Origin of the sequence: Mycoavidus sp. HKI, from assembly GCF_020023735.2 — a bacterium.
Classification (GTDB): Bacteria; Pseudomonadota; Gammaproteobacteria; order Burkholderiales; family Burkholderiaceae; genus Mycoavidus.
The window spans coordinates 1,815,692-1,832,511 of sequence record NZ_CP076444.2; the positions used below are offsets into that span (position 1 = coordinate 1,815,692).

The 16,820-nt window shown below is 51.1% G+C and carries 21 protein-coding genes; 9 read left to right on the forward strand and 12 right to left on the reverse strand.

Going from position 1 to position 16,820, the window contains the following annotated elements:
* Window positions 1–5: 5 nt before the first annotated feature.
* Genes lptB through KMZ15_RS07085 form a run of 5 tightly spaced genes read right to left on the reverse strand, consistent with a single transcriptional unit; the run spans window position 6 to window position 3,593 of the window.
* On the reverse strand, window positions 6–788 hold the full coding sequence (gene lptB / locus KMZ15_RS07065; protein WP_223692042.1) for an LPS export ABC transporter ATP-binding protein: 783 nt from the start codon (window positions 786–788) through the stop codon (window positions 6–8).
* Window positions 785–1,453 (reverse strand): lipopolysaccharide transport periplasmic protein LptA, encoded by a 669-nt coding sequence (lptA, locus tag KMZ15_RS07070; protein ID WP_223692045.1) that lies wholly within the window; start codon window positions 1,451–1,453, stop codon window positions 785–787. Before lptA ends, lptB begins: the two co-directional genes overlap by 4 nt.
* 9 nt (window positions 1,454–1,462) lie before the next feature.
* Window positions 1,463–2,059 carry an LPS export ABC transporter periplasmic protein LptC gene (lptC, locus tag KMZ15_RS07075; protein ID WP_223694773.1) on the reverse strand — a complete coding sequence of 199 codons (597 nt, stop codon included), beginning with the start codon at window positions 2,057–2,059 and terminating at the stop codon, window positions 1,463–1,465.
* A gap of 5 nt (window positions 2,060–2,064) precedes the next feature.
* Entirely contained in the window at window positions 2,065–2,613 is a 549-nt protein-coding gene (locus KMZ15_RS07080; RefSeq protein ID WP_223692047.1) for an HAD family hydrolase, read from the reverse strand.
* Window positions 2,613–3,593, reverse strand: a complete 981-nt coding sequence (locus tag KMZ15_RS07085) for an SIS domain-containing protein (RefSeq protein ID WP_223692050.1) — start codon at window positions 3,591–3,593, stop codon at window positions 2,613–2,615. Before KMZ15_RS07085 ends, KMZ15_RS07080 begins: the two co-directional genes overlap by 1 nt.
* A gap of 88 nt (window positions 3,594–3,681) precedes the next feature.
* Between KMZ15_RS07085 and KMZ15_RS07090 the strand changes: the two genes are divergently transcribed.
* From KMZ15_RS07090 to KMZ15_RS07100, 3 genes are all read left to right on the forward strand, one after another.
* Window positions 3,682–5,376: a glutamine--tRNA ligase/YqeY domain fusion protein gene (locus tag KMZ15_RS07090; RefSeq protein WP_223692053.1), complete on the forward strand. Its 1,695-nt coding sequence runs from the start codon at window positions 3,682–3,684 to the stop codon at window positions 5,374–5,376.
* 34 nt (window positions 5,377–5,410) lie between these two features.
* On the forward strand, window positions 5,411–6,055 hold the full coding sequence (gene pdxH, locus KMZ15_RS07095; RefSeq protein ID WP_223692056.1) for a pyridoxamine 5'-phosphate oxidase: 645 nt from the start codon (window positions 5,411–5,413) through the stop codon (window positions 6,053–6,055).
* Between the two features lie 168 nt (window positions 6,056–6,223).
* Complete coding sequence (locus tag KMZ15_RS07100; protein WP_223692059.1) at window positions 6,224–7,453, forward strand: cyclopropane-fatty-acyl-phospholipid synthase family protein; 1,230 nt, start codon at window positions 6,224–6,226, stop codon at window positions 7,451–7,453.
* Here KMZ15_RS07100 and msrA read toward each other — a convergent pair.
* Both msrA and KMZ15_RS07110 read right to left on the reverse strand, forming a co-directional pair.
* Window positions 7,450–8,001 carry a peptide-methionine (S)-S-oxide reductase MsrA gene (gene msrA, locus KMZ15_RS07105; protein WP_223692061.1) on the reverse strand — a complete coding sequence of 184 codons (552 nt, stop codon included), beginning with the start codon at window positions 7,999–8,001 and terminating at the stop codon, window positions 7,450–7,452. The two genes, KMZ15_RS07100 and msrA, sit on opposite strands and share 4 nt — an antisense overlap.
* The gene (locus tag KMZ15_RS07110) at window positions 7,985–9,775 is read right to left on the reverse strand and encodes an ABC transporter ATP-binding protein (protein ID WP_223692064.1); all 1,791 of its coding nucleotides are present in this window, start codon (window positions 9,773–9,775) and stop codon (window positions 7,985–7,987) included. Before KMZ15_RS07110 ends, msrA begins: the two co-directional genes overlap by 17 nt.
* A 126-nt stretch (window positions 9,776–9,901) precedes the next feature.
* Between KMZ15_RS07110 and KMZ15_RS07115 the strand changes: the two genes are divergently transcribed.
* Genes KMZ15_RS07115 through KMZ15_RS07125 form a run of 3 tightly spaced genes read left to right on the forward strand, consistent with a single transcriptional unit; the run spans window position 9,902 to window position 10,936 of the window.
* Complete coding sequence (locus tag KMZ15_RS07115; protein WP_223692067.1) at window positions 9,902–10,204, forward strand: YqjD family protein; 303 nt, start codon at window positions 9,902–9,904, stop codon at window positions 10,202–10,204.
* Between the two features lie 17 nt (window positions 10,205–10,221).
* Window positions 10,222–10,599 (forward strand): phage holin family protein, encoded by a 378-nt coding sequence (locus tag KMZ15_RS07120; protein WP_223692070.1) that lies wholly within the window; start codon window positions 10,222–10,224, stop codon window positions 10,597–10,599.
* Complete coding sequence (locus KMZ15_RS07125; protein ID WP_223692072.1) at window positions 10,574–10,936, forward strand: DUF3318 domain-containing protein; 363 nt, start codon at window positions 10,574–10,576, stop codon at window positions 10,934–10,936. The genes KMZ15_RS07120 and KMZ15_RS07125 overlap by 26 nt, the downstream gene beginning before the upstream one ends.
* Window positions 10,937–10,958: 22 nt before the next feature.
* Here KMZ15_RS07125 and KMZ15_RS07130 read toward each other — a convergent pair whose 3' ends face one another.
* From KMZ15_RS07130 to KMZ15_RS07150, 5 genes are all read right to left on the reverse strand, one after another.
* Window positions 10,959–11,396 (reverse strand): type IV pilin protein, encoded by a 438-nt coding sequence (locus tag KMZ15_RS07130; protein WP_223692074.1) that lies wholly within the window; start codon window positions 11,394–11,396, stop codon window positions 10,959–10,961.
* Window positions 11,397–11,513: 117 nt separating this feature from the next.
* The gene (locus KMZ15_RS07135) at window positions 11,514–12,071 is read right to left on the reverse strand and encodes a pilus assembly protein (RefSeq protein ID WP_223692076.1); all 558 of its coding nucleotides are present in this window, start codon (window positions 12,069–12,071) and stop codon (window positions 11,514–11,516) included.
* Window positions 12,065–12,913, reverse strand: a complete 849-nt coding sequence (locus KMZ15_RS07140) for a PilW family protein (protein ID WP_223692078.1) — start codon at window positions 12,911–12,913, stop codon at window positions 12,065–12,067. The genes KMZ15_RS07135 and KMZ15_RS07140 overlap by 7 nt, the downstream gene beginning before the upstream one ends.
* 2 nt (window positions 12,914–12,915) lie before the next feature.
* Window positions 12,916–13,320, reverse strand: a complete 405-nt coding sequence (locus KMZ15_RS07145; RefSeq protein ID WP_223692080.1) for a hypothetical protein — start codon at window positions 13,318–13,320, stop codon at window positions 12,916–12,918.
* Between the two features lie 17 nt (window positions 13,321–13,337).
* Complete coding sequence (locus KMZ15_RS07150; protein WP_223692083.1) at window positions 13,338–13,928, reverse strand: GspH/FimT family protein; 591 nt, start codon at window positions 13,926–13,928, stop codon at window positions 13,338–13,340.
* Between the two features lie 210 nt (window positions 13,929–14,138).
* Between KMZ15_RS07150 and KMZ15_RS07155 the strand changes: the two genes are divergently transcribed.
* From KMZ15_RS07155 to KMZ15_RS07165, 3 genes are read left to right on the forward strand one after another with little or no spacing between them, the layout of a single operon-like run.
* Window positions 14,139–15,077 carry a metal ABC transporter solute-binding protein, Zn/Mn family gene (locus KMZ15_RS07155; protein ID WP_223692087.1) on the forward strand — a complete coding sequence of 313 codons (939 nt, stop codon included), beginning with the start codon at window positions 14,139–14,141 and terminating at the stop codon, window positions 15,075–15,077.
* On the forward strand, window positions 15,074–15,919 hold the full coding sequence (locus tag KMZ15_RS07160) for a metal ABC transporter ATP-binding protein (RefSeq protein ID WP_223692090.1): 846 nt from the start codon (window positions 15,074–15,076) through the stop codon (window positions 15,917–15,919). The genes KMZ15_RS07155 and KMZ15_RS07160 overlap by 4 nt, the downstream gene beginning before the upstream one ends.
* A complete protein-coding gene (locus KMZ15_RS07165; RefSeq protein ID WP_223694775.1) occupies window positions 15,912–16,700 on the forward strand; it encodes a metal ABC transporter permease in 789 nt (262 codons plus the stop codon). Before KMZ15_RS07160 ends, KMZ15_RS07165 begins: the two co-directional genes overlap by 8 nt.
* Window positions 16,701–16,820 lie beyond the last annotated feature (120 nt).

Sequence of the window (16,820 nt, forward strand, 5' to 3'; positions counted from 1 at the left end):
AATTTTTACATACGAAAATGTTCGCCCAAATAGACGCGCCGCACGGATTCGTTTTCGATAATCTCTTCGGGTAGACCAGCCGCTAATACACTGCCATCGCTAATGATATAAGCATGGTCACAAATACCCAGGGTTTCACGCACATTATGGTCGGTAATCAAGACACCAATCTCGCGCTGTTTTAGGAAACGCACAATTTTCTGAATTTCCAAGACAGCAATTGGATCGACGCCCGCAAAAGGCTCATCCAACAAAATAAAGCCCGGATTTGTCGCTAACGCCCGCGCAATTTCCACGCGGCGCCGCTCACCACCAGAAAGCGATAGGGCTGGATTATCGCTTAAGTGAGTAATCTGCAGCTCCTCCATCAAAGCCTGGGTGCGCTCGCTGATGATATCCTCTGGCAACCGCTTGCCGTCCTCACCAAGCTGCAACTCAAGCACTGCACGAATGTTTTGCTCGACCGATAACTTACGAAAAACCGACGCTTCTTGTGGTAAGTAAGACAGTCCAAGCCGCGCTCGCTGATGAATCGGCAATAAGCTAATCAGCTTGCCATTCAGGGTAATTTCACCGCGATCAAGCGGCACCAACCCAACAATCATATAAAAAGAGGTCGTTTTGCCCGCACCATTGGGGCCTAGCAGCCCCACCACTTCGCCGCTTTTTACTTCCAGCGAGACATCCTTGACGACGGTGCGTTTACCATAACGTTTTTGCAAATTGCGGGCGGCGAGAATACTGTCTCTACCGACTGGGTAGCGGCTAGAAAAAGCGCTGACGTTCACTGCGAGATCTTCCTTTCGATGGGGCTTGAAGTACCTAATGATAGATTGGGGTCCGCGGGCGACAGCGTCTTATGACGCACGGCGTTGTGAGGAGACAACATTGCCCGCACACGAGGACTCGCTTGGCCCGCAGCGGCGCCATGACCCGCGCTGGCCCAGTAACGTTCTTTCTGTCCGTCGTAACTGATGACACTACCGCTCACCTCATCTAGCACTCGTTCACTAGGAAGCAGTCGCCGCCGCACCATGGCACGGCGCGTTAAAGTCGTGACCTCGCTTTGACTATTGTAATCGATTTGTTTGCCATAGCCCTCGATATAGCCTTGAGCGCCATTCAGCTCCTGCCGAAAATAAGCCAGGTTTTCTCGACCTTCGGCATAACTGGTCATAGATTGATAGCCCTCTGCATCTTGTTTCACGATGACTCGATCGCCTTTGATCGTCAGTTTGCCCTTAGTGATGATAACGCGCCCGGTCAGGACATTCACTTGTTTTAAATCATCATAAGTCCAACGATCTGCTTGCACATAAACGGGTTGCTCACTATCTGGGCGCACAGCATAGGCAGATTGGCCAAATAATACGGAAGACAACACTAGACAGAGCGTAAATATAGCTTCAGCCATGAAGCGTTGCGCAGCACAATAGGGGAACACACTGCTCATAAATTGACCCTAGCGCTTAGGGCTATTAGATATAAACGTATCCGCAGCAATCACGCCACGCACCTGCCCCACCAACTTGACCACCCGGGTGAGGTTGTTATAAGACATGCCACTCGCGGTCACCATTGACGCTCCTCGCTTCAATTTAACGGATTGTTCAGTTTGGACGATATCATCGTTGATCAAAAAGCGGAAATGTTGTGAATCTGCTTCCAGGGCAGGATCCTGATCCCCTTGTGCGCGCCGCACATGAGCATCGTCATACAAATCGAGAATGGAGCCATCGCCATTGATTTTGCCACGCTTTGCAAAACTGGTTACATCCGGCTGGCCGGCTACAAACGCGCGCACCGCAGGCAGCACTACATCCGTATTATCATTATCCTCGTAATGCACCATCTTTGCCGCGTTAATTCGATATTGGGTAGCGCCAGTTTGGTCAAGCAATGTAATCGAAAAATGCTCCGCAAAGTAATCGGGACGATGCATCTTGACCTGCGGCGCAGAAGATCTAGACGGAGGCAGGTGCAATTGCAGCAGCCAATAGCTGACGCCAGCTAAAAGGGCGATCAACAACAGCGGCAACCATTGTACCCGTGTGCGCATGATCATCAGACCCGACCACACGCCGCCAAAAGTAGCGTGTCATAGCTGTGCTGCGCTCGCAGTATCAGATCACACACTTCACGGGCAGCGCCATACCCCCCACGAGCATGCGCGACCCAATGGGCCCGAGCCAATACCTCCGCATGCGCATTTGCCGGCGCGGCGGCAAAGGCTACCTTCATCATGACCGGCAAATCGGGCCAATCGTCGCCCATATAACCGCATTGTTCAGCCGTACAGTGCGCACGTGACAACAACTCAGCAAAAGCGACCGCCTTATCGTGCACCCCCTGATACACCCATTCAATGCCAAGCTCTTGCGCACGCGCAGTCACCATCTGAGAAGCTCGCCCGGTAATCAATGCAATCTGCACGCCAGCGGCTGCTAGCAGCTTGATCCCTTGCCCATCGAGAATATCAAACGATTTGCTGGATTCTCCCGCGGCACTAAAATACAGACGCCCATCGGTCAACACGCCATCTACATCAAAAATCATGAGCCGGACCCGCGCTGCGCGTTCATTCACCGCGGCACTAACAGATGCCCTCTCCATCAAATCACCTTGGCACTAAAAAGATCGTGCATATTGAGCGCACCAAGCAGCTTATTCGCTTCATCCACCACCAACATTTGATTAATGCGGTAGCGCTCCATTAACTCGACCGCCTCAATCGCCAGCCGATCTGGGCTAATGGTGTAAGGCTGGGCGGTCATCACCTCGGCGATGTTCAGCGTGGATACATCGTTGCGTTTTGCAAGCAAGCGCCTTAAATCACCATCGGTGAAGACCCCTTTGACATACCCAGCATGATCGACTACAGCGGTCATGCCCAAGCGCTTTTCGGTAATCTCAAAGAGCGCATCATGCACGGTTGCGCTTAACTCTACACACGGTAATTGCCCATCGGCCCTCATCACATCACGCACATAAGTCAGCAGCCGGCGTCCCAGCGTACCCCCTGGATGAGAACGCGCAAAATCCTCCGGCCCAAAACCACGAGCATCTAACACCGCCATGGCAAGAGCGTCACTCAGCGCCAACGCAGCCGTGGTGCTCGCCGTTGGCGCAAGATTGAGCGGACACGCTTCTTTCTCAACCCGAGCATTCAAGTGGACATCGGCGAGTTTAGCTAGGCTGGATGCTGGGTTGCCGGTCATGGCAATCAAGCGCGCACCGGTGCGTTTGATTAACGGAAAAATATCAACCAACTCTTCGGTTTCGCCGGAGTTAGAAAGAACAATCACCACATCTTCCGTCATGATCATGCCAAGATCCCCGTGGCTTGCCTCGGCGGGATGCACAAAGAAAGCAGGCGTGCCGGTACTCGCGAGAGTCGCCGCGAGCTTACGCGCGATATGGCCGGATTTGCCAATGCCTGACACAACAACCCTGCCGGTGCAAGCCAGGAGCAGTTCGACTGCCGCGATAAAATTCTGGTCAAGTTGACTGGCCAGCGATAAAATTGCTGTAGCTTCAGTCTCGAGTACATTACGCGCGAGGGATAATACCCGGTTAGTGTGGCTTGTTATCATGCAGCGAGTATAGCAAAAACTAGACAACCTCAATGAGTTAGAATACTCGTCTTTGATTTGCGCTTCTTAAGCATAGACACTCTAAAACATGAGTACCACCAGCCACAGCCCGACCAATTTTATTCGCGCCATCATCGACCATGATCAGCGTTCAAGCAAACAACAAGGCCGCGTGACCACGCGCTTTCCGCCTGAACCCAACGGTTATCTCCATATCGGTCACGCCAAAAGCATTTGCTTAAATTTCGGCGTTGCGCGCGACTATGATGGCGTTTGTCATTTGCGCTTTGATGATACAAATCCAGAGAAGGAAAGCGTTGAATACGCCCAATCCATCATTGATGCCGTACACTGGCTCGGCTTCTCTTGGCAAAAAGATAATGTTGAGCACTTGTATTACGCCAGTGACTATTACGACACCCTGTACCATTTTGCAGAAATTCTGATTGAGCATGGCTATGCTTACGTAGATAGCCAATCCTCCGAAGCAATTCGCGCAATGCGCGGCACGCTCACCGCACCCGGCACGGCATCCCCTTATCGTGAACGCTCCGCGGCTGAAAACCTCGATCTTTTCCGGCGCATGCGCGCCGGGGAATTTAACGAAGGCGAGCACGTGCTGCGCGCAAAAATCGAGATGGCTTCGCCAAATCTCAATTTACGCGATCCTGTGTTGTATCGGATTCGCTATGCGCATCATTACCGTACCGGCGATACATGGTGCATCTACCCGATGTACGACTATACGCATTGTATTTCGGACGCGCTTGAAAACATTACTCACTCTCTCTGTACACTTGAATTTGAAGATCATCGGCCGCTCTATGATTGGATCTTGTCTCGACTCGCTGAGGCCGGTGTATTCAAACAGCCATTACCGCAACAAATTGAATTTGCGCGGCTTAACTTAAATTATGTTGTAACCAGCAAACGCAAGCTTTTGCAACTCGTTCAGGAGCACCATGTAGAGGGCTGGGACGATCCGCGTTTACCTACCCTTGCTGGCTTGCGCCGGCGCGGTTTTACGCCGACGAGCATTCGCTTGTTTTGCGAACGCATTGGCGTTGCAAAAGCAGACTCATGGATCGAGATGAGCGTACTTGAACAGGCGCTACGCGATGATCTAGAGCCGCAGGCACCCCGCGCGATCGCCGTGCTTGATCCGCTTAAATTGATTATTGATAACTATCCAGCGGGTCAATCCGAGCTATGCAGCGCGCCGATTCATCCGCATCATCCAGAACGCGGCACACGCTCCTTCCCATTTAGCCAAGAACTATGGATTGAGCGCGAAGATTTCAGCGAACAGCCCGCCAAAGGCTATTTCCGGCTCTTTCCAGGTAACCGTGTACGGCTGCGCTATGGTTTCGTGGTTGAGTGCACGAGCGCAGAAAAAGATGCAGAGGGCAAGATCATTGCGGTGCATTGCAATTATTTCCCAGATAGCAAATCAGGCACTGAAGGCTCGAATAATTACAAGGTTAAAGGTAATATTCACTGGGTCAGTGCAGCACATGCCTATGCGGCTGATGTGCGACTGTATGACCGGCTCTTTATCGAAGCGCAGCCTGATGCAAATGGACGAGATTTTTTGAGTGCGCTCAATCCGAATGCAAAACAGCTGGTACGCGCTTATCTTGAACCCGGTGTGCAAACCATGCAGCCTGAAGAGCGTGTACAGTTTGAGCGGCACGGTTATTTTGTGGTGGACTATGTCGATTCAAAACCACAACAACCGGTGTTTAATCGGATTGTCAGCCTCAAAGACAGCTGGGGTAAATAAGCCATTTGGTGTCCATGACCTTTTAAAATTGAGCATGACTGAATCTGACCTTGCCCATCTTCGTACAGAGTATGCGAGCCACTCATTGAGTGAAGCTGAGCTCGAAGCCGACCCGATCCGCCAATTTGAGCGCTGGTTTAAGCAGGCACTCGCAGCTCAAGTGCCAGAACCCAATGCAATGACGTTGGCTACAGCAGGCGCCGATCTCCGTCCATCAGCACGCATCGTGCTGTTAAAGGATTTTGACCCGTGCGGTTTTGTTTTTTTCACCAACTACGACAGTCGTAAAGGCCAGGAACTGGCCGAAAACCCTTATGCGAGCTTGCTTTTTCATTGGATCGCATTAGAACGCCAAGTACGCATTGACGGCATTGTCGAAAAAACCGATTCAGCACAAAGCGATGCCTATTTTGCAGTTCGCCCATTGGCCTCAAAAATTGGCGCTTGGGCGTCTGAACAAAGTGCGGTGATCCCAAATCGGGCGACGCTTGAAGCACGCATGACGCAATTCACCGAACAGTTTAAAGACAGTGCGCCGCGCCCGCCCTGCTGGGGCGGCTATCGGCTGCGGCCTCATAGAATCGAATTCTGGCAAGGCCGACCCTCACGGCTGCATGATCGCATTCAATATCAACGTAACACTGATGATGACTGGCACCTGGTGCGGCTGGCGCCCTGACCGCCTTTACCCGAATATGCTGGTTACGTATGGCATATTATGCTCCTGCTCTAATTCCTTGATTAGTGCCAAATGGATTGGCTATTTCCAGTAACAGCGCTTCCTGGCCGCGATAATCAAGCATAAACTATAGACTACTCGATGTCCTTAATTTGAAAAGGAGCGCGTATGTTGTGGGAGAAAAAGCTAGCGCAGTGGGCTGCCGAGATCCAAGAGCGAGCCAATATCAGCGCACGCCTAGTCTTATGGAATGGGCAACACTATGACTTTGGGCACTTTGCAACGCCCCAAATCATCTTTCATATCAATAGCGCTGCCGCTTTACCTTATTTAATTAAGCCAAATCTAAGCACGCTTGGCGAGGCTTATATAAAGGGCAAAATCGACGTCACAGGAAAGCTGGCGGATCTGATTGAGATCGCTTATTCACTGGTAGAAAACACCACCAAACCAAGCGCCAAACTCAGCCACATATACCGTCGTTTCGCGCACTTATTTGCGCATACCCGCACCACAGATAAAAAATCGATCCAGTATCACTACGATCTTTCCAATCAGTTCTACCAGTTGTGGCTTGACCAAAACATGGTGTATTCATGCGCTTATTTTGAGAACGGCGACGAAGACCTGGACACCGCCCAACTCAAAAAGATCGATCATATCCTCACCAAAATTCAACTCAAGCCAGGCCACACTTTGCTGGATATTGGTTGTGGCTGGGGTGCATTAGTGATGCGCGCGGCGCAAAAATTTGGCGCAAAATGTGTCGGCGTCACCCTCTCCCAAAAACAATTTGAGTTGGCCACTGAACGCATCAAGCAAGCCGGCCTTACCCACCAAATTGACCTGCGCTTGCAAGATTACCGTGACATTACACCAGCATTGAGTGGACAGTTTGACCGTATTACCAGCGTTGGTATGTTTGAGCATGTAGGTCGTAAAAACCTACCCTCGTATTTCTCTAAAATCAGCGCGCTATTAAAAGAGGGCGGCATCATGATGAATCATGGCATCACCTCAACGGCGCTTAAGCCTGGAGAAAATTCATTGGGAGGCGATGAATTTATTGATCACTACGTGTTTCCAAATGGCGAATTGCCCCATTTAAATCTTGTGCTTGCCGCCATGCAGCAAGGCGGGCTTGAAACATTTGATATCGAAAATCTGCGGCGCCATTACGCGCGCACACTCACTTTTTGGAGTGAGAGATTTGAACAGCAGGCACCCCAAATTAAAGCATGGGTCAATGAAGAGAAATTTCGCATTTGGCGTGTTTATCTGGCGGGCAGCATCTACGCTTTTGAACATGATGATGTTGCCATTTATCAAATCGTATGCGGCAAAGCAGGCCGCAGCGCACACTCATTGCCATGGTCGCGCCGCTATATGTATAGTTAATGCGGCGAGATCAAACGGTTCGCAAATTTTTTACGGAATTGCGCCAGCTTAGGCGCCACCACCAATGCACAATAGCTTTGTTGCGGATATTTTGCAAAATACTGCTGATGATCCGCTTCAGCAGGCCAGTAATTGGTATGAGATGGGACCACCTCAGTCACAATTGGGTTAGGATAAATGTGTTCTTCAGTGAATCGATTGATCACCGCATAGGCACTCTCATGCTGCGCCCGCGAATGGGTAAAAATCACTGACCGATACTGAGTTCCTATATCATGGCCTTGCCGGTTCAATTGCGTCGGGTCATGAATCGCAAAAAAGATTTCAAGCAACTCTGTATACGATATTTGCGCTGGATCAAATTGCACCTGTACCACTTCCGCATGACCTGTATTGCCGGTACAAATTTGCGCGTAAGTAGGGTTAGGTACCAGGCCGCCCGCATAACCTGCTTCAACTAAGTGTACGCCGCCCACTTCACGAAAGACTGCCTCTAAACACCAAAAGCAGCCGCCCCCTAAGGTTGCCGTTTCAAGTTGTGCCTTCATCGCCGGTTTCCGCAGGCACAAAACCACCACGTTGCATGCGCCATAATTCAGTGTAGCAGCCTTCATTCGCCAGTAAGCTGGCATGCGAACCATCTTCCACAATCATGCCATTTTGAAAAACTAAAATTCGATCCATTTCAACCAATGTAGATAAACGATGTGCAATCACAATCGTAGTACGCCCAGGCATTAATTGCGCTAGGCCATCTTGGACATATTTTTCTGTAATTGAATCCAACGCAGAAGTGGCTTCGTCCAAAATTAAAATCGGCGCGCCTTTTAATAAAGCACGGGCAATTGCAATCCGTTGACGTTGCCCACCCGATAATTTAGTTCCTCGCTCTCCCACCAACGTTTGATAGCCGTCCGAAAGTTGCTGAATAAATTCATCGCAATGGGCCAACCGAGCCGCTTCATACACTTCCTTATCGCTGGCTTGTGGCTTGCCATAGCGGATATTTTCCAGTACATCACGATGGAACATCACTGGCTCTTGCGGGATAAAGCTAATTTGTTCGTATAAAGAGGCTTGTGTCACCTGACGTATATCCTGCCCATCAATTAAAATACGGCCTGCGTCCAGATCGTAGTAACGCAGAATAAGCTGGACAAATGAGGTTTTACCACTGCCTGATAAACCTACTAAACCCACCTTTTGTCCCGCCGGCACCACGATTGATTTATCTTGAAACAGATTACGCTTAGCGTGATAGCTAAAAGTTGCACGTTCAAAGACAATTTCCCCACGAGTGACCTTTAAAGGGACAGCATCTGGCGCATCTTGCACTTCTGGCTCAGCCTGGATAAAAGTCAAGGCTTGACGACAGACGCCAACTTCCTTGAATAAATTAGGCAATTGCGCACCTGCCATCCAAGCCATACCCATGATGCTAAATGTAGCGTTTAGAATGAGCAAAGTCTCGCCAATTGACAAATGCCCTTCACGCCAAGCATAGATGATCCCACCCATCTGCACCATGCCAATACATACAAAAGCGGCAACACCCAGTGCGAGCTTCATTCTTTCAATATAAAACAACGATGTGGTTTGTTTAGATTGCTCATGCTGCTGGTAAGACAACAGGTTTCGATATTCAAACCGTTGCCGCGCGAAGATACGCACACTCACCACATTGCTAATCACATCAACAATCCTGCCTTGTAAGGTGCTCCGTGCTTGTGCATGCTCTTCCGAGCGCTGATTGCAACCGTCCGCAAAATACATACAAATGCCGATATGGATCACAATCCAAACCGCAAAAGTAATCACAAAAAATGGTTTGAAAGTGGCGAACACCGCCAACACCACTAACGTAGAGACGATGGTGGGGATAAACAGAGCCATCACCATTTCAAAGATACGGACTGGACTTTGCGTAATATCCGTAATCTTATTAGACAAGCTGCCCGCTAAGTTATTCGCGAAAAAACGATGAGAGTGCTGCAGCAAGTAATCGAAAACCGTCGTGCGCACCTTAGCCTCAAAGCGGGGGAAAAGCCAGGCAAAACAAAACCCTTGCAAACGGTACATCCCTTCAATCAGCAGCCAACCTCCCACCAGCATAATAAATAATGGCAGAAAGGTTTTGTCAAACGACATGAGCGCGGGTTGATAGCTTTCCATCGCATCAACCAGCAACTTGACCAAATAAGGCCAAAGAATCGCATCGCCAGTCCAGGCTAACGCGCACAATTGACTACCGACGAACTGCCAACGGTAGGGCCGAATGAAATACCAGAGAAAAGCGGAGAGTTTTTTGGGGAGTATTAGCATAAACTAAAATGGTTTGATCTATCAAACTAAGGACTTTTTATTTAAAAACACTCGCTATTAGCAGTCAATTTCGCTAAGATAAAGATGTAACTTGCATCAAATTTTAATCAAAAAGGAACTTATACCATGTTAAAAGTTGATAAGGAAAAACTCATGACCGATATCAAAACTATTTTGCTCGATGCTGAGGACCTCCTAAAGCAAGCATCCACTGCTACCGGCCAACAAGCTACTGAGTTGCGCGAAAAAGCCCTTGCACAACTTGCACAGGCAAAAGAAAAAGCAGCCGATATACAAGTTGTCGTCGTCGAAAAAGGCCGAATGGCTGCTCGCGCCACAGATGATTATGTACACAACCATCCGTGGCAAGCAACTGGGATCGCGGCTGGTGTTGGTATTCTAATTGGCCTGTTGATTAACCGCAAATAAGCATAGCGGCGGCCAATATGCAAGATAAACAACCTCAACCCGGCGCACTCAACCGTCTCCTCAGTTCGATTTTAGCGCTCGCCCAAACACGTCTTGAGTTAGCAGGAATCGAGTTGGCTGAAGAAAAAGCACGATTATTTTCCCTGCTCTTTCTCAGTTTCATCGCCTTATTATTTGGCACGATCGCGCTCACTACGTTGACGGCCTTAATTGTAACAGTGCTGTGGGACACACATCGGTGGCAAACGCTGGCAGCGCTGGCTTCTGTATACTCGGTCGCCGCCTTATTTTGCCTGTGCGCTATCCGTGCCAAATTGCGCAAAGCAGCGGTGCCTTTCGAGGCCACCCTTGCAGAATTTAGGAAAAATCATGAGGCATTCGGGAAAACACCTTGAGCGCGTAATGCGTAAAGAGTTGCTGCTCATTCGCGCTGATCTTGAACGCGCTGAGCTTACTCAAGCAAGAGCGGAATTAAATAATAAATTCGGGTATTTCAGTTGGCTCAAGGGGTTATTGCCCCAGCCAGCCGTCGCTAGCGCGCTAGGTAAGAGTCCTTTGCGCTGGCGCGATTACCCTATGCTGAGTTCAGCGTTATCGTTATTGCTACTTGTTCGCCCAAGCTGGCTAGGCGCATTCCGTACGGTTAAACCACTCGCAAAATGGACCGCCCTCGGAGTAACTGTCTGGAAGGGGATTCGTCTCTGGCGTCGTATCGTCCCCCATCGGCGCTGATCCTACGCTTTAGGCAACTCTGTTAGCGCCCCTGCCAGCAATACGTCACGATTTCAGCGCTTGTTTGAGGGGCTTTGCCCGCTACCTCATTCGAGCGCCGTCCATTCGCATCAAGCAAATATTTACCGCAAACATCGCCACTCATCGGCCCCGCGCTGACCGGCTCAGCTTCTATTGTATAGCCCCCGTTCACCTCGTTTTGGGCGCGCACGCGTAAACTATATACCGCCGTTGCGTCTGGCGGCGCTTGCTCAAAGCCGATAGGCAATGCCCTCGCTTTACTGCTGGCGATTCTATTAGGATCTGCAGCTCTATATTCAATCATCTGTGCCGCCCGATAGAGAGCGGTACAAGCCGCCAAACGATGTCCGCGCCGGCTATAATTTTGATAGCTAGGAATAACATAAAAATTGACTAGCGCAATAATCGCCAGCGCCACCATTAATTCAAGCAGACTCATGCCAGACAAATCATGAGGTTGGCAGTGTTTCTTTTTTATCACTGGATCCTACCCGTGCTAAAGCACAGTAACCCACGCTGCGGCCTAAATATGAGCCGCACCATGGCATTATGAAAATTAATCGGGCCGCGCCACTATCGAACGCCATCTATGGTGTAGGGCCCCCCGGTCAAATACGATGATAGATTGCGCCCATGCCTGTGCTTCAAGCGTTGCGCCAAAGCCACGAACGGTTACCAAATAAATAGCTTGTTTAGCTTGCGTCGGCACCAATGATGGGGATGATGGCAATGAGGACAGCTGCGCTGGCTTGGTCTCAATCAAACATTGCGGCGGTTTGGCCGTATCTGGCCATGAGATGGCGAGGCTAAACGCCGCCGGCTGTAGACCATTAAATGCAGCAGGCGTACGCCAATAAGCTGGCTCACCCTCACCTAGCCAGTTGCGTACTGGCGCATGTCCGTTGACCAGCCTGCGCAGACATAAGATCAAGCCGGCATCCGCTGCGTGCAGCGCTCGCACATTGTCTTCTCGATTCACCGCAGTACGCGTATCCAATATCACTCTATGCAGAGTCGAGATGGCAAGTAATTGCAAAATAGCCACTAAAGTGAGTACTAACAACAAGACTGTACCCAGCTGGCGAGCAGGCCAATCGTGACAGACCACTACCATGCTAGGCCACGCTGATTACGCAAGGCAACCCACGCCGTCAAAGCCTCACGCGGCAGGCCATCAGAGGCCACCATACGCACCCCATCACAATCAATATACGAGGTTGCCAAACTCCGTTGCACCCCGCGTACAACTACGCACAGCTCAACCGCGACCACCTGCGGCCACCCGGCAGGCGGCACTTCACTCGCCGCCACCAGCCGGCTCGCGCCTATCAGCCAATAGCGTACGCGTAAGCGCTCGATGCCTTCAGCCACCGGCTGGGCAACCCCATAGCGGCCACTTCCCTCACAATATAATTCTGGCTCGCCGGTCGATCGACTAACGCGCACAAAAAATCGATTGACGGCAAGCGCCGGCATACCTGCTCTGTGTTCATCCTCAATCGCGATAGCTTGCCCCAAACAATCTGTAGCGGACCCCTCCGCACTGGCCCAAGTGCTGACCTCATCAGCCATATAGCGCACTTCAATGCCATCTGAGCGACCTGCTGCAGTTGGCTCACAGACCGTTGCATGAGGCGTTGAACCTAGCGTATTGCGCGAATGCCCCAAGCCACATCCTAAAATAGCTGCGCCCGGAATGGCATTGCCTGGCGTGGCAAAACCCGCTAGGCGCACATGCACACTGATTAGCTGCAAAGCAGCCAAGCCGGCATCAATACGGCGCGCGCGTTGCGCAATATGCTCAAATAGCTCGCGCTGCCCACGATAGAGTGTCAAAGCCACCAATGTAATCAAGCTCCCTAGGGCAACAGCAATAATCAACTCTAATAGAGTGTGCCCATAGATGCCGCGAGGTTCTGCGAGATTTACCCGGCGCACTTTATTCAGCTGACTCATACTTATTTGGCAACGGCCAGCACGACACATTGCTCTATCGCCTCTGTGGCGTTGGATGGACACTCATCAGCAGCACTCCGTTCCGGATCAAAGTGACTCAACCATTGGGCGGGTCTTTGCCAATGCAACACAATCAATCGAGTCTCAGGCGCTTGGTCAATAATGCGTATCCCACCAGACGGCAGTAAGTTAGCGGCACGTGTTTGCCACTCCGTGGCAACACGAGTGGCCGGATAACCAGCGCGCAGCGCTTCAGCCGCAGCATCGGCTAAGTTCAGGGCATGAGTACGCCAAAGTATCGACTGCTGGGAACGCACGGCCCATAGCTGGATACGCATTGTGCCAAGCGCCGCCAGCCCAATTAGCCATAGGGCGAGCATCACTTCAAGCAGAGAATCGCCCGGCATAAAGCGCACCCAATGCTTTAGCTGGCGTAATTTGCAGCGACACATGAGCCATTCATAATCCGGCTGCGGCCGCCTGCCGCAACCCGCACACAGCGGCACACTCTAACGTGACAAGAGCCAGCAGCGGCCGTGCGAGCAGCAATTTCAAAACTGCGAAAGCCACCTATCACCTGCCCAGCAGGCGGCGTGAATGAGAGGGGTGCAGACGCACCTTGAATCGTAACCGCCTCAATCGGTGCTTGTATTCGCAAAACCTGAATATCTCTACGCTGCTCAAGATGAGTTGGCAATTCAGCGAGCACCAAATAACCGCTGGCCCAGTTGTTGAGTCCCGTTGCTGCCCGCTGTTTATGATTTGCGGAGCAGCGCCCCTGACCGTCATCACGGCAGACGGTAATGCGCATGGCACGCCGGATTGCTTCGCTGCGCGCATAGGTCAATGTCGCCAGCAACGCCTGCGCTTGCATCTCTACATGATCACGCACCAGCCAATCCCTAACCGATGGCGTTGCCGCCACTGCCATCGCTGCTAACACGCTCAGCACAAGCAAAAGCTCAAGCAGCATAAAACCCGCGTTGACCGGCCAGATCACGTAACGATACCGCATCAAAATTTCCCTTTCAGCACCGCATCAACTCTGCGCGCCCCAAAATACGCTAGCGCCACCCTTTTACCTACGCCTTTGCTGCTCACTGTACGCAACTGAACACGCTCGCGCAATCGGCCAAAAGATAGAGTTAAAGCAGTCATTCCAGTAACGAGGCGTTATCTGGTATATCATCTGGCCTACTCAAGCTTTTTCTTTTTCGGTTGCCTCATGTCTATTTCGATTCAGCGCATGTCCGCTTGTATTGCCCGTTTTTTATTGTCGATAAGCTTATTTGCCGTTAGTACATTTGCACTAGCGCAGAGCACGTCGCAACCCGCTGCTGCCTCAGCCGACGCGCCACCACGCCTGCTGCTGGTTGCCGCGGAGAATTTTTATGGCGATGTCCTGGCCCAACTAGGCGGTGAACATGTCACCGTCACCAGCCTCATCACTCAGCCCAATCAAGACCCACACCTCTTCGAGGCCAGTCCATCCACTGCGCGCCAGCTGGCTAATGCTCGCCTGGTGGTATATAACGGCGCTGATTATGATCCATGGCTACCCAAGCTGTTAGCTGCCTCAAAAGCGCCGCAGCGCGAGCAGATTGTGGTGGCTTCACTGGTCGGCAAGAAAGCCGGGGATAACCCCCATCTTTGGTATTTACCGGAAACAATGCCCGCGCTGGGTGCTGCGGTTACCGCTTTTTTAATTCGCGCTGATAAAACTCACCAAGATGATTACAACGCACGTCTTACAGCATTTCTTGCTTCATTAAAGCCGATTGAGACAAAAATTGCCGCACTACGGGCAAAATATCGCGGCACACCGGTCACGGCGACAGAGCCTATCCTGGGTTATCTCATGGAAGCACTTGAACTCAAAGTCAGCAATGCGCGCTTTCAACAGGCCATCATGAACGACACCGAGCCAAGCGCTGCCGATATCGCCGCCTTTGAAACAGATCTCCGGCAACGGCGAGTAAACGTATTGATCTACAATGCGCAGACCTCGGATGAAATGACCCGGCATATGCTCAAACTCGCTCGTGCGGCTCAAATTGCCGTGGTCAATGTTAGTGAAACCAAACCTGCTGATATCTCGTATCAAGCATGGATACTGTCACAATTAAACGCGCTCGAACAAGCACTCGCAGGACCGCCAAAATGAACCCCAATAGGATGCCCGATCAGGGCGCCAACCACGGTAAAAACGCGATTGAGCTGGCACACGTCACGCTTGACCTTGGCAAGCACACCGTTTTGCGTGACATTACCCTGTCCATTCAACAAGGTGAATTTATCGGCTTGCTGGGTCCAAATGGCGCAGGTAAAACGACGCTATTGCGCGCCCTGCTAGGCCTGATTACACCACGGACAGGCACACTGCGGGTACTCGGCGCCAACGTCATGCGCGGCAATCCGGTGATTGGCTATATGCCGCAAGCGCGCAGTGTCAGCGCTTACCCGCACCTATCTGGCTTTGATTTTATTGCCTGCGCAGCCAACGGACATCGCTGGGGCTTACCTTGGATGGATCGTGCGGCGCGGCGTTCAGTTGAGCACGCGTTAGAACTTGTCGACGCTCAAGATTTAGCAAAACGAGCCCTCTCCAATATGTCTGGCGGCGAACGACAGCGGCTTTTGCTCGCACAATGCTTGCTTGGCCAGCCACGCTTGTTATTGCTTGACGAACCTTTAATCAGCCTTGACCCCTCGCATCAACACAGTATCGTTGAATTAGTCCGCCGTATCCAACAGCAACTTGATATCACGGTATTATTTAGCGCCCATGAACTTAATCCGCTGTTGCATGTACTTGACCGCGTGCTCTATCTCGGCCGCGGCAGTGCGGCTTTAGGTGAGATTGATGAAGTCATTACCCGCCCTGTGCTGTCCCGGTTATATGGTTCAGCCATCGAAGTATTACGTATGAATGGCCGCATCTTTGTGATGTCTGGCACCAGCGAAATTGAAAAAGACGAGCACCGCCACCACCATGACCATGTTTGAATATGATTTTATGATTAATGCCTTCGCCGCTTCTGGGATGGTTGCGGTAGTCGCAGGTATGGTTGGCTTTTTTCTTGTGTTGCGACAGCAAAGCTTTGCTGGACATGCGCTCTCACATGTCGGCTTCACGGGCGCTACGGGCGCAGCATTATTCGGCATTGCGCCACTATGGGGTTTACTGGGTTTTACGTTAGCCGCCGGTATGGCAATGGGCGCCCTAGGTGAAAAGCTAAGCGGGCGTGATGTTGCAATCGGCATGATTTTATCGTTATCGCTTGGCTTTGGTTTGCTTTTTTTGCATTTTTTTACTGCCTACGCAACGCAAGTGAGTGCGCTTTTATTTGGCAATGTCCTTGGCGTCAGCACCTCGATGCTAAGCATTCTGGCAATCCTTAGCTTTTTCTGCTTAGCGGCACTCGCACTGATTATGCGACCGTTAATCTTCGCCACGCTGCAGCCTGAACTCGCACAAGCCAAAGGACTCTCTTTACGGCTTGTATCCGTGCTGTTCTTGGCCCTAGTTGCGCTAGCCGTAGTCGCGTGTACACAAATCGTCGGCGTGCTACTCGTCTTCACTTTAATGGTGGGTCCAGCAGCTGCCGCACAAAACTTGACCACCCGACTAGGCATGGGTATCGCGGTCTCGGCACTTTTTGCCCTGCTCCAATCATGGGCTGGCATTACTCTCGCCTATTACACTGATTGGCCAACCAGTTTCTGGATCACCGCATTAAGCGCATTAGTCTACGGCTTAAGCCTCGTTAGTAAGTGGCGTAACTGATTTTTGTGCAGCCAGCGGTCACAACGATATAAGGAAATTGCTTATGAGGTGGGTATCGAAACCAAAAATATGGCAAATCGGCCCGCCGGAATTGGATATTTAGTATTTGCATCGCATCAT

Bases quoted from the DNA above. Each gene is read 5' to 3' on its own strand.
- lptA (WP_223692045.1), bottom strand. From the start codon at position 1,453: ATGAGCAGTGTGTTCCCCTATTGTGCTGCGCAACGCTTCATGGCTGAA.
- lptC (WP_223694773.1), bottom strand. From the start codon at position 2,059: ATGCGCACACGGGTACAATGGTTGCCGCTGTTGTTGATCGCCCTTTTA.
- KMZ15_RS07080 (WP_223692047.1), bottom strand. From the start codon at position 2,613: ATGGAGAGGGCATCTGTTAGTGCCGCGGTGAATGAACGCGCAGCGCGG.
- KMZ15_RS07085 (WP_223692050.1), bottom strand. From the start codon at position 3,593: ATGATAACAAGCCACACTAACCGGGTATTATCCCTCGCGCGTAATGTA.
- KMZ15_RS07090 (WP_223692053.1), top strand. From the start codon at position 3,682: ATGAGTACCACCAGCCACAGCCCGACCAATTTTATTCGCGCCATCATC.
- pdxH (WP_223692056.1), top strand. From the start codon at position 5,411: ATGACTGAATCTGACCTTGCCCATCTTCGTACAGAGTATGCGAGCCAC.
- KMZ15_RS07100 (WP_223692059.1), top strand. From the start codon at position 6,224: ATGTTGTGGGAGAAAAAGCTAGCGCAGTGGGCTGCCGAGATCCAAGAG.
- msrA (WP_223692061.1), bottom strand. From the start codon at position 8,001: ATGAAGGCACAACTTGAAACGGCAACCTTAGGGGGCGGCTGCTTTTGG.
- KMZ15_RS07110 (WP_223692064.1), bottom strand. From the start codon at position 9,775: ATGCTAATACTCCCCAAAAAACTCTCCGCTTTTCTCTGGTATTTCATT.
- KMZ15_RS07115 (WP_223692067.1), top strand. From the start codon at position 9,902: ATGTTAAAAGTTGATAAGGAAAAACTCATGACCGATATCAAAACTATT.
- KMZ15_RS07120 (WP_223692070.1), top strand. From the start codon at position 10,222: ATGCAAGATAAACAACCTCAACCCGGCGCACTCAACCGTCTCCTCAGT.
- KMZ15_RS07125 (WP_223692072.1), top strand. From the start codon at position 10,574: ATGAGGCATTCGGGAAAACACCTTGAGCGCGTAATGCGTAAAGAGTTG.
- KMZ15_RS07130 (WP_223692074.1), bottom strand. From the start codon at position 11,396: ATGAGTCTGCTTGAATTAATGGTGGCGCTGGCGATTATTGCGCTAGTC.
- KMZ15_RS07135 (WP_223692076.1), bottom strand. From the start codon at position 12,071: ATGGTAGTGGTCTGTCACGATTGGCCTGCTCGCCAGCTGGGTACAGTC.
- KMZ15_RS07140 (WP_223692078.1), bottom strand. From the start codon at position 12,913: ATGAGTCAGCTGAATAAAGTGCGCCGGGTAAATCTCGCAGAACCTCGC.
- KMZ15_RS07145 (WP_223692080.1), bottom strand. From the start codon at position 13,320: ATGCCGGGCGATTCTCTGCTTGAAGTGATGCTCGCCCTATGGCTAATT.
- KMZ15_RS07150 (WP_223692083.1), bottom strand. From the start codon at position 13,928: ATGCGGTATCGTTACGTGATCTGGCCGGTCAACGCGGGTTTTATGCTG.
- KMZ15_RS07155 (WP_223692087.1), top strand. From the start codon at position 14,139: ATGTCTATTTCGATTCAGCGCATGTCCGCTTGTATTGCCCGTTTTTTA.
- KMZ15_RS07160 (WP_223692090.1), top strand. From the start codon at position 15,074: ATGAACCCCAATAGGATGCCCGATCAGGGCGCCAACCACGGTAAAAAC.
- KMZ15_RS07165 (WP_223694775.1), top strand. From the start codon at position 15,912: ATGTTTGAATATGATTTTATGATTAATGCCTTCGCCGCTTCTGGGATG.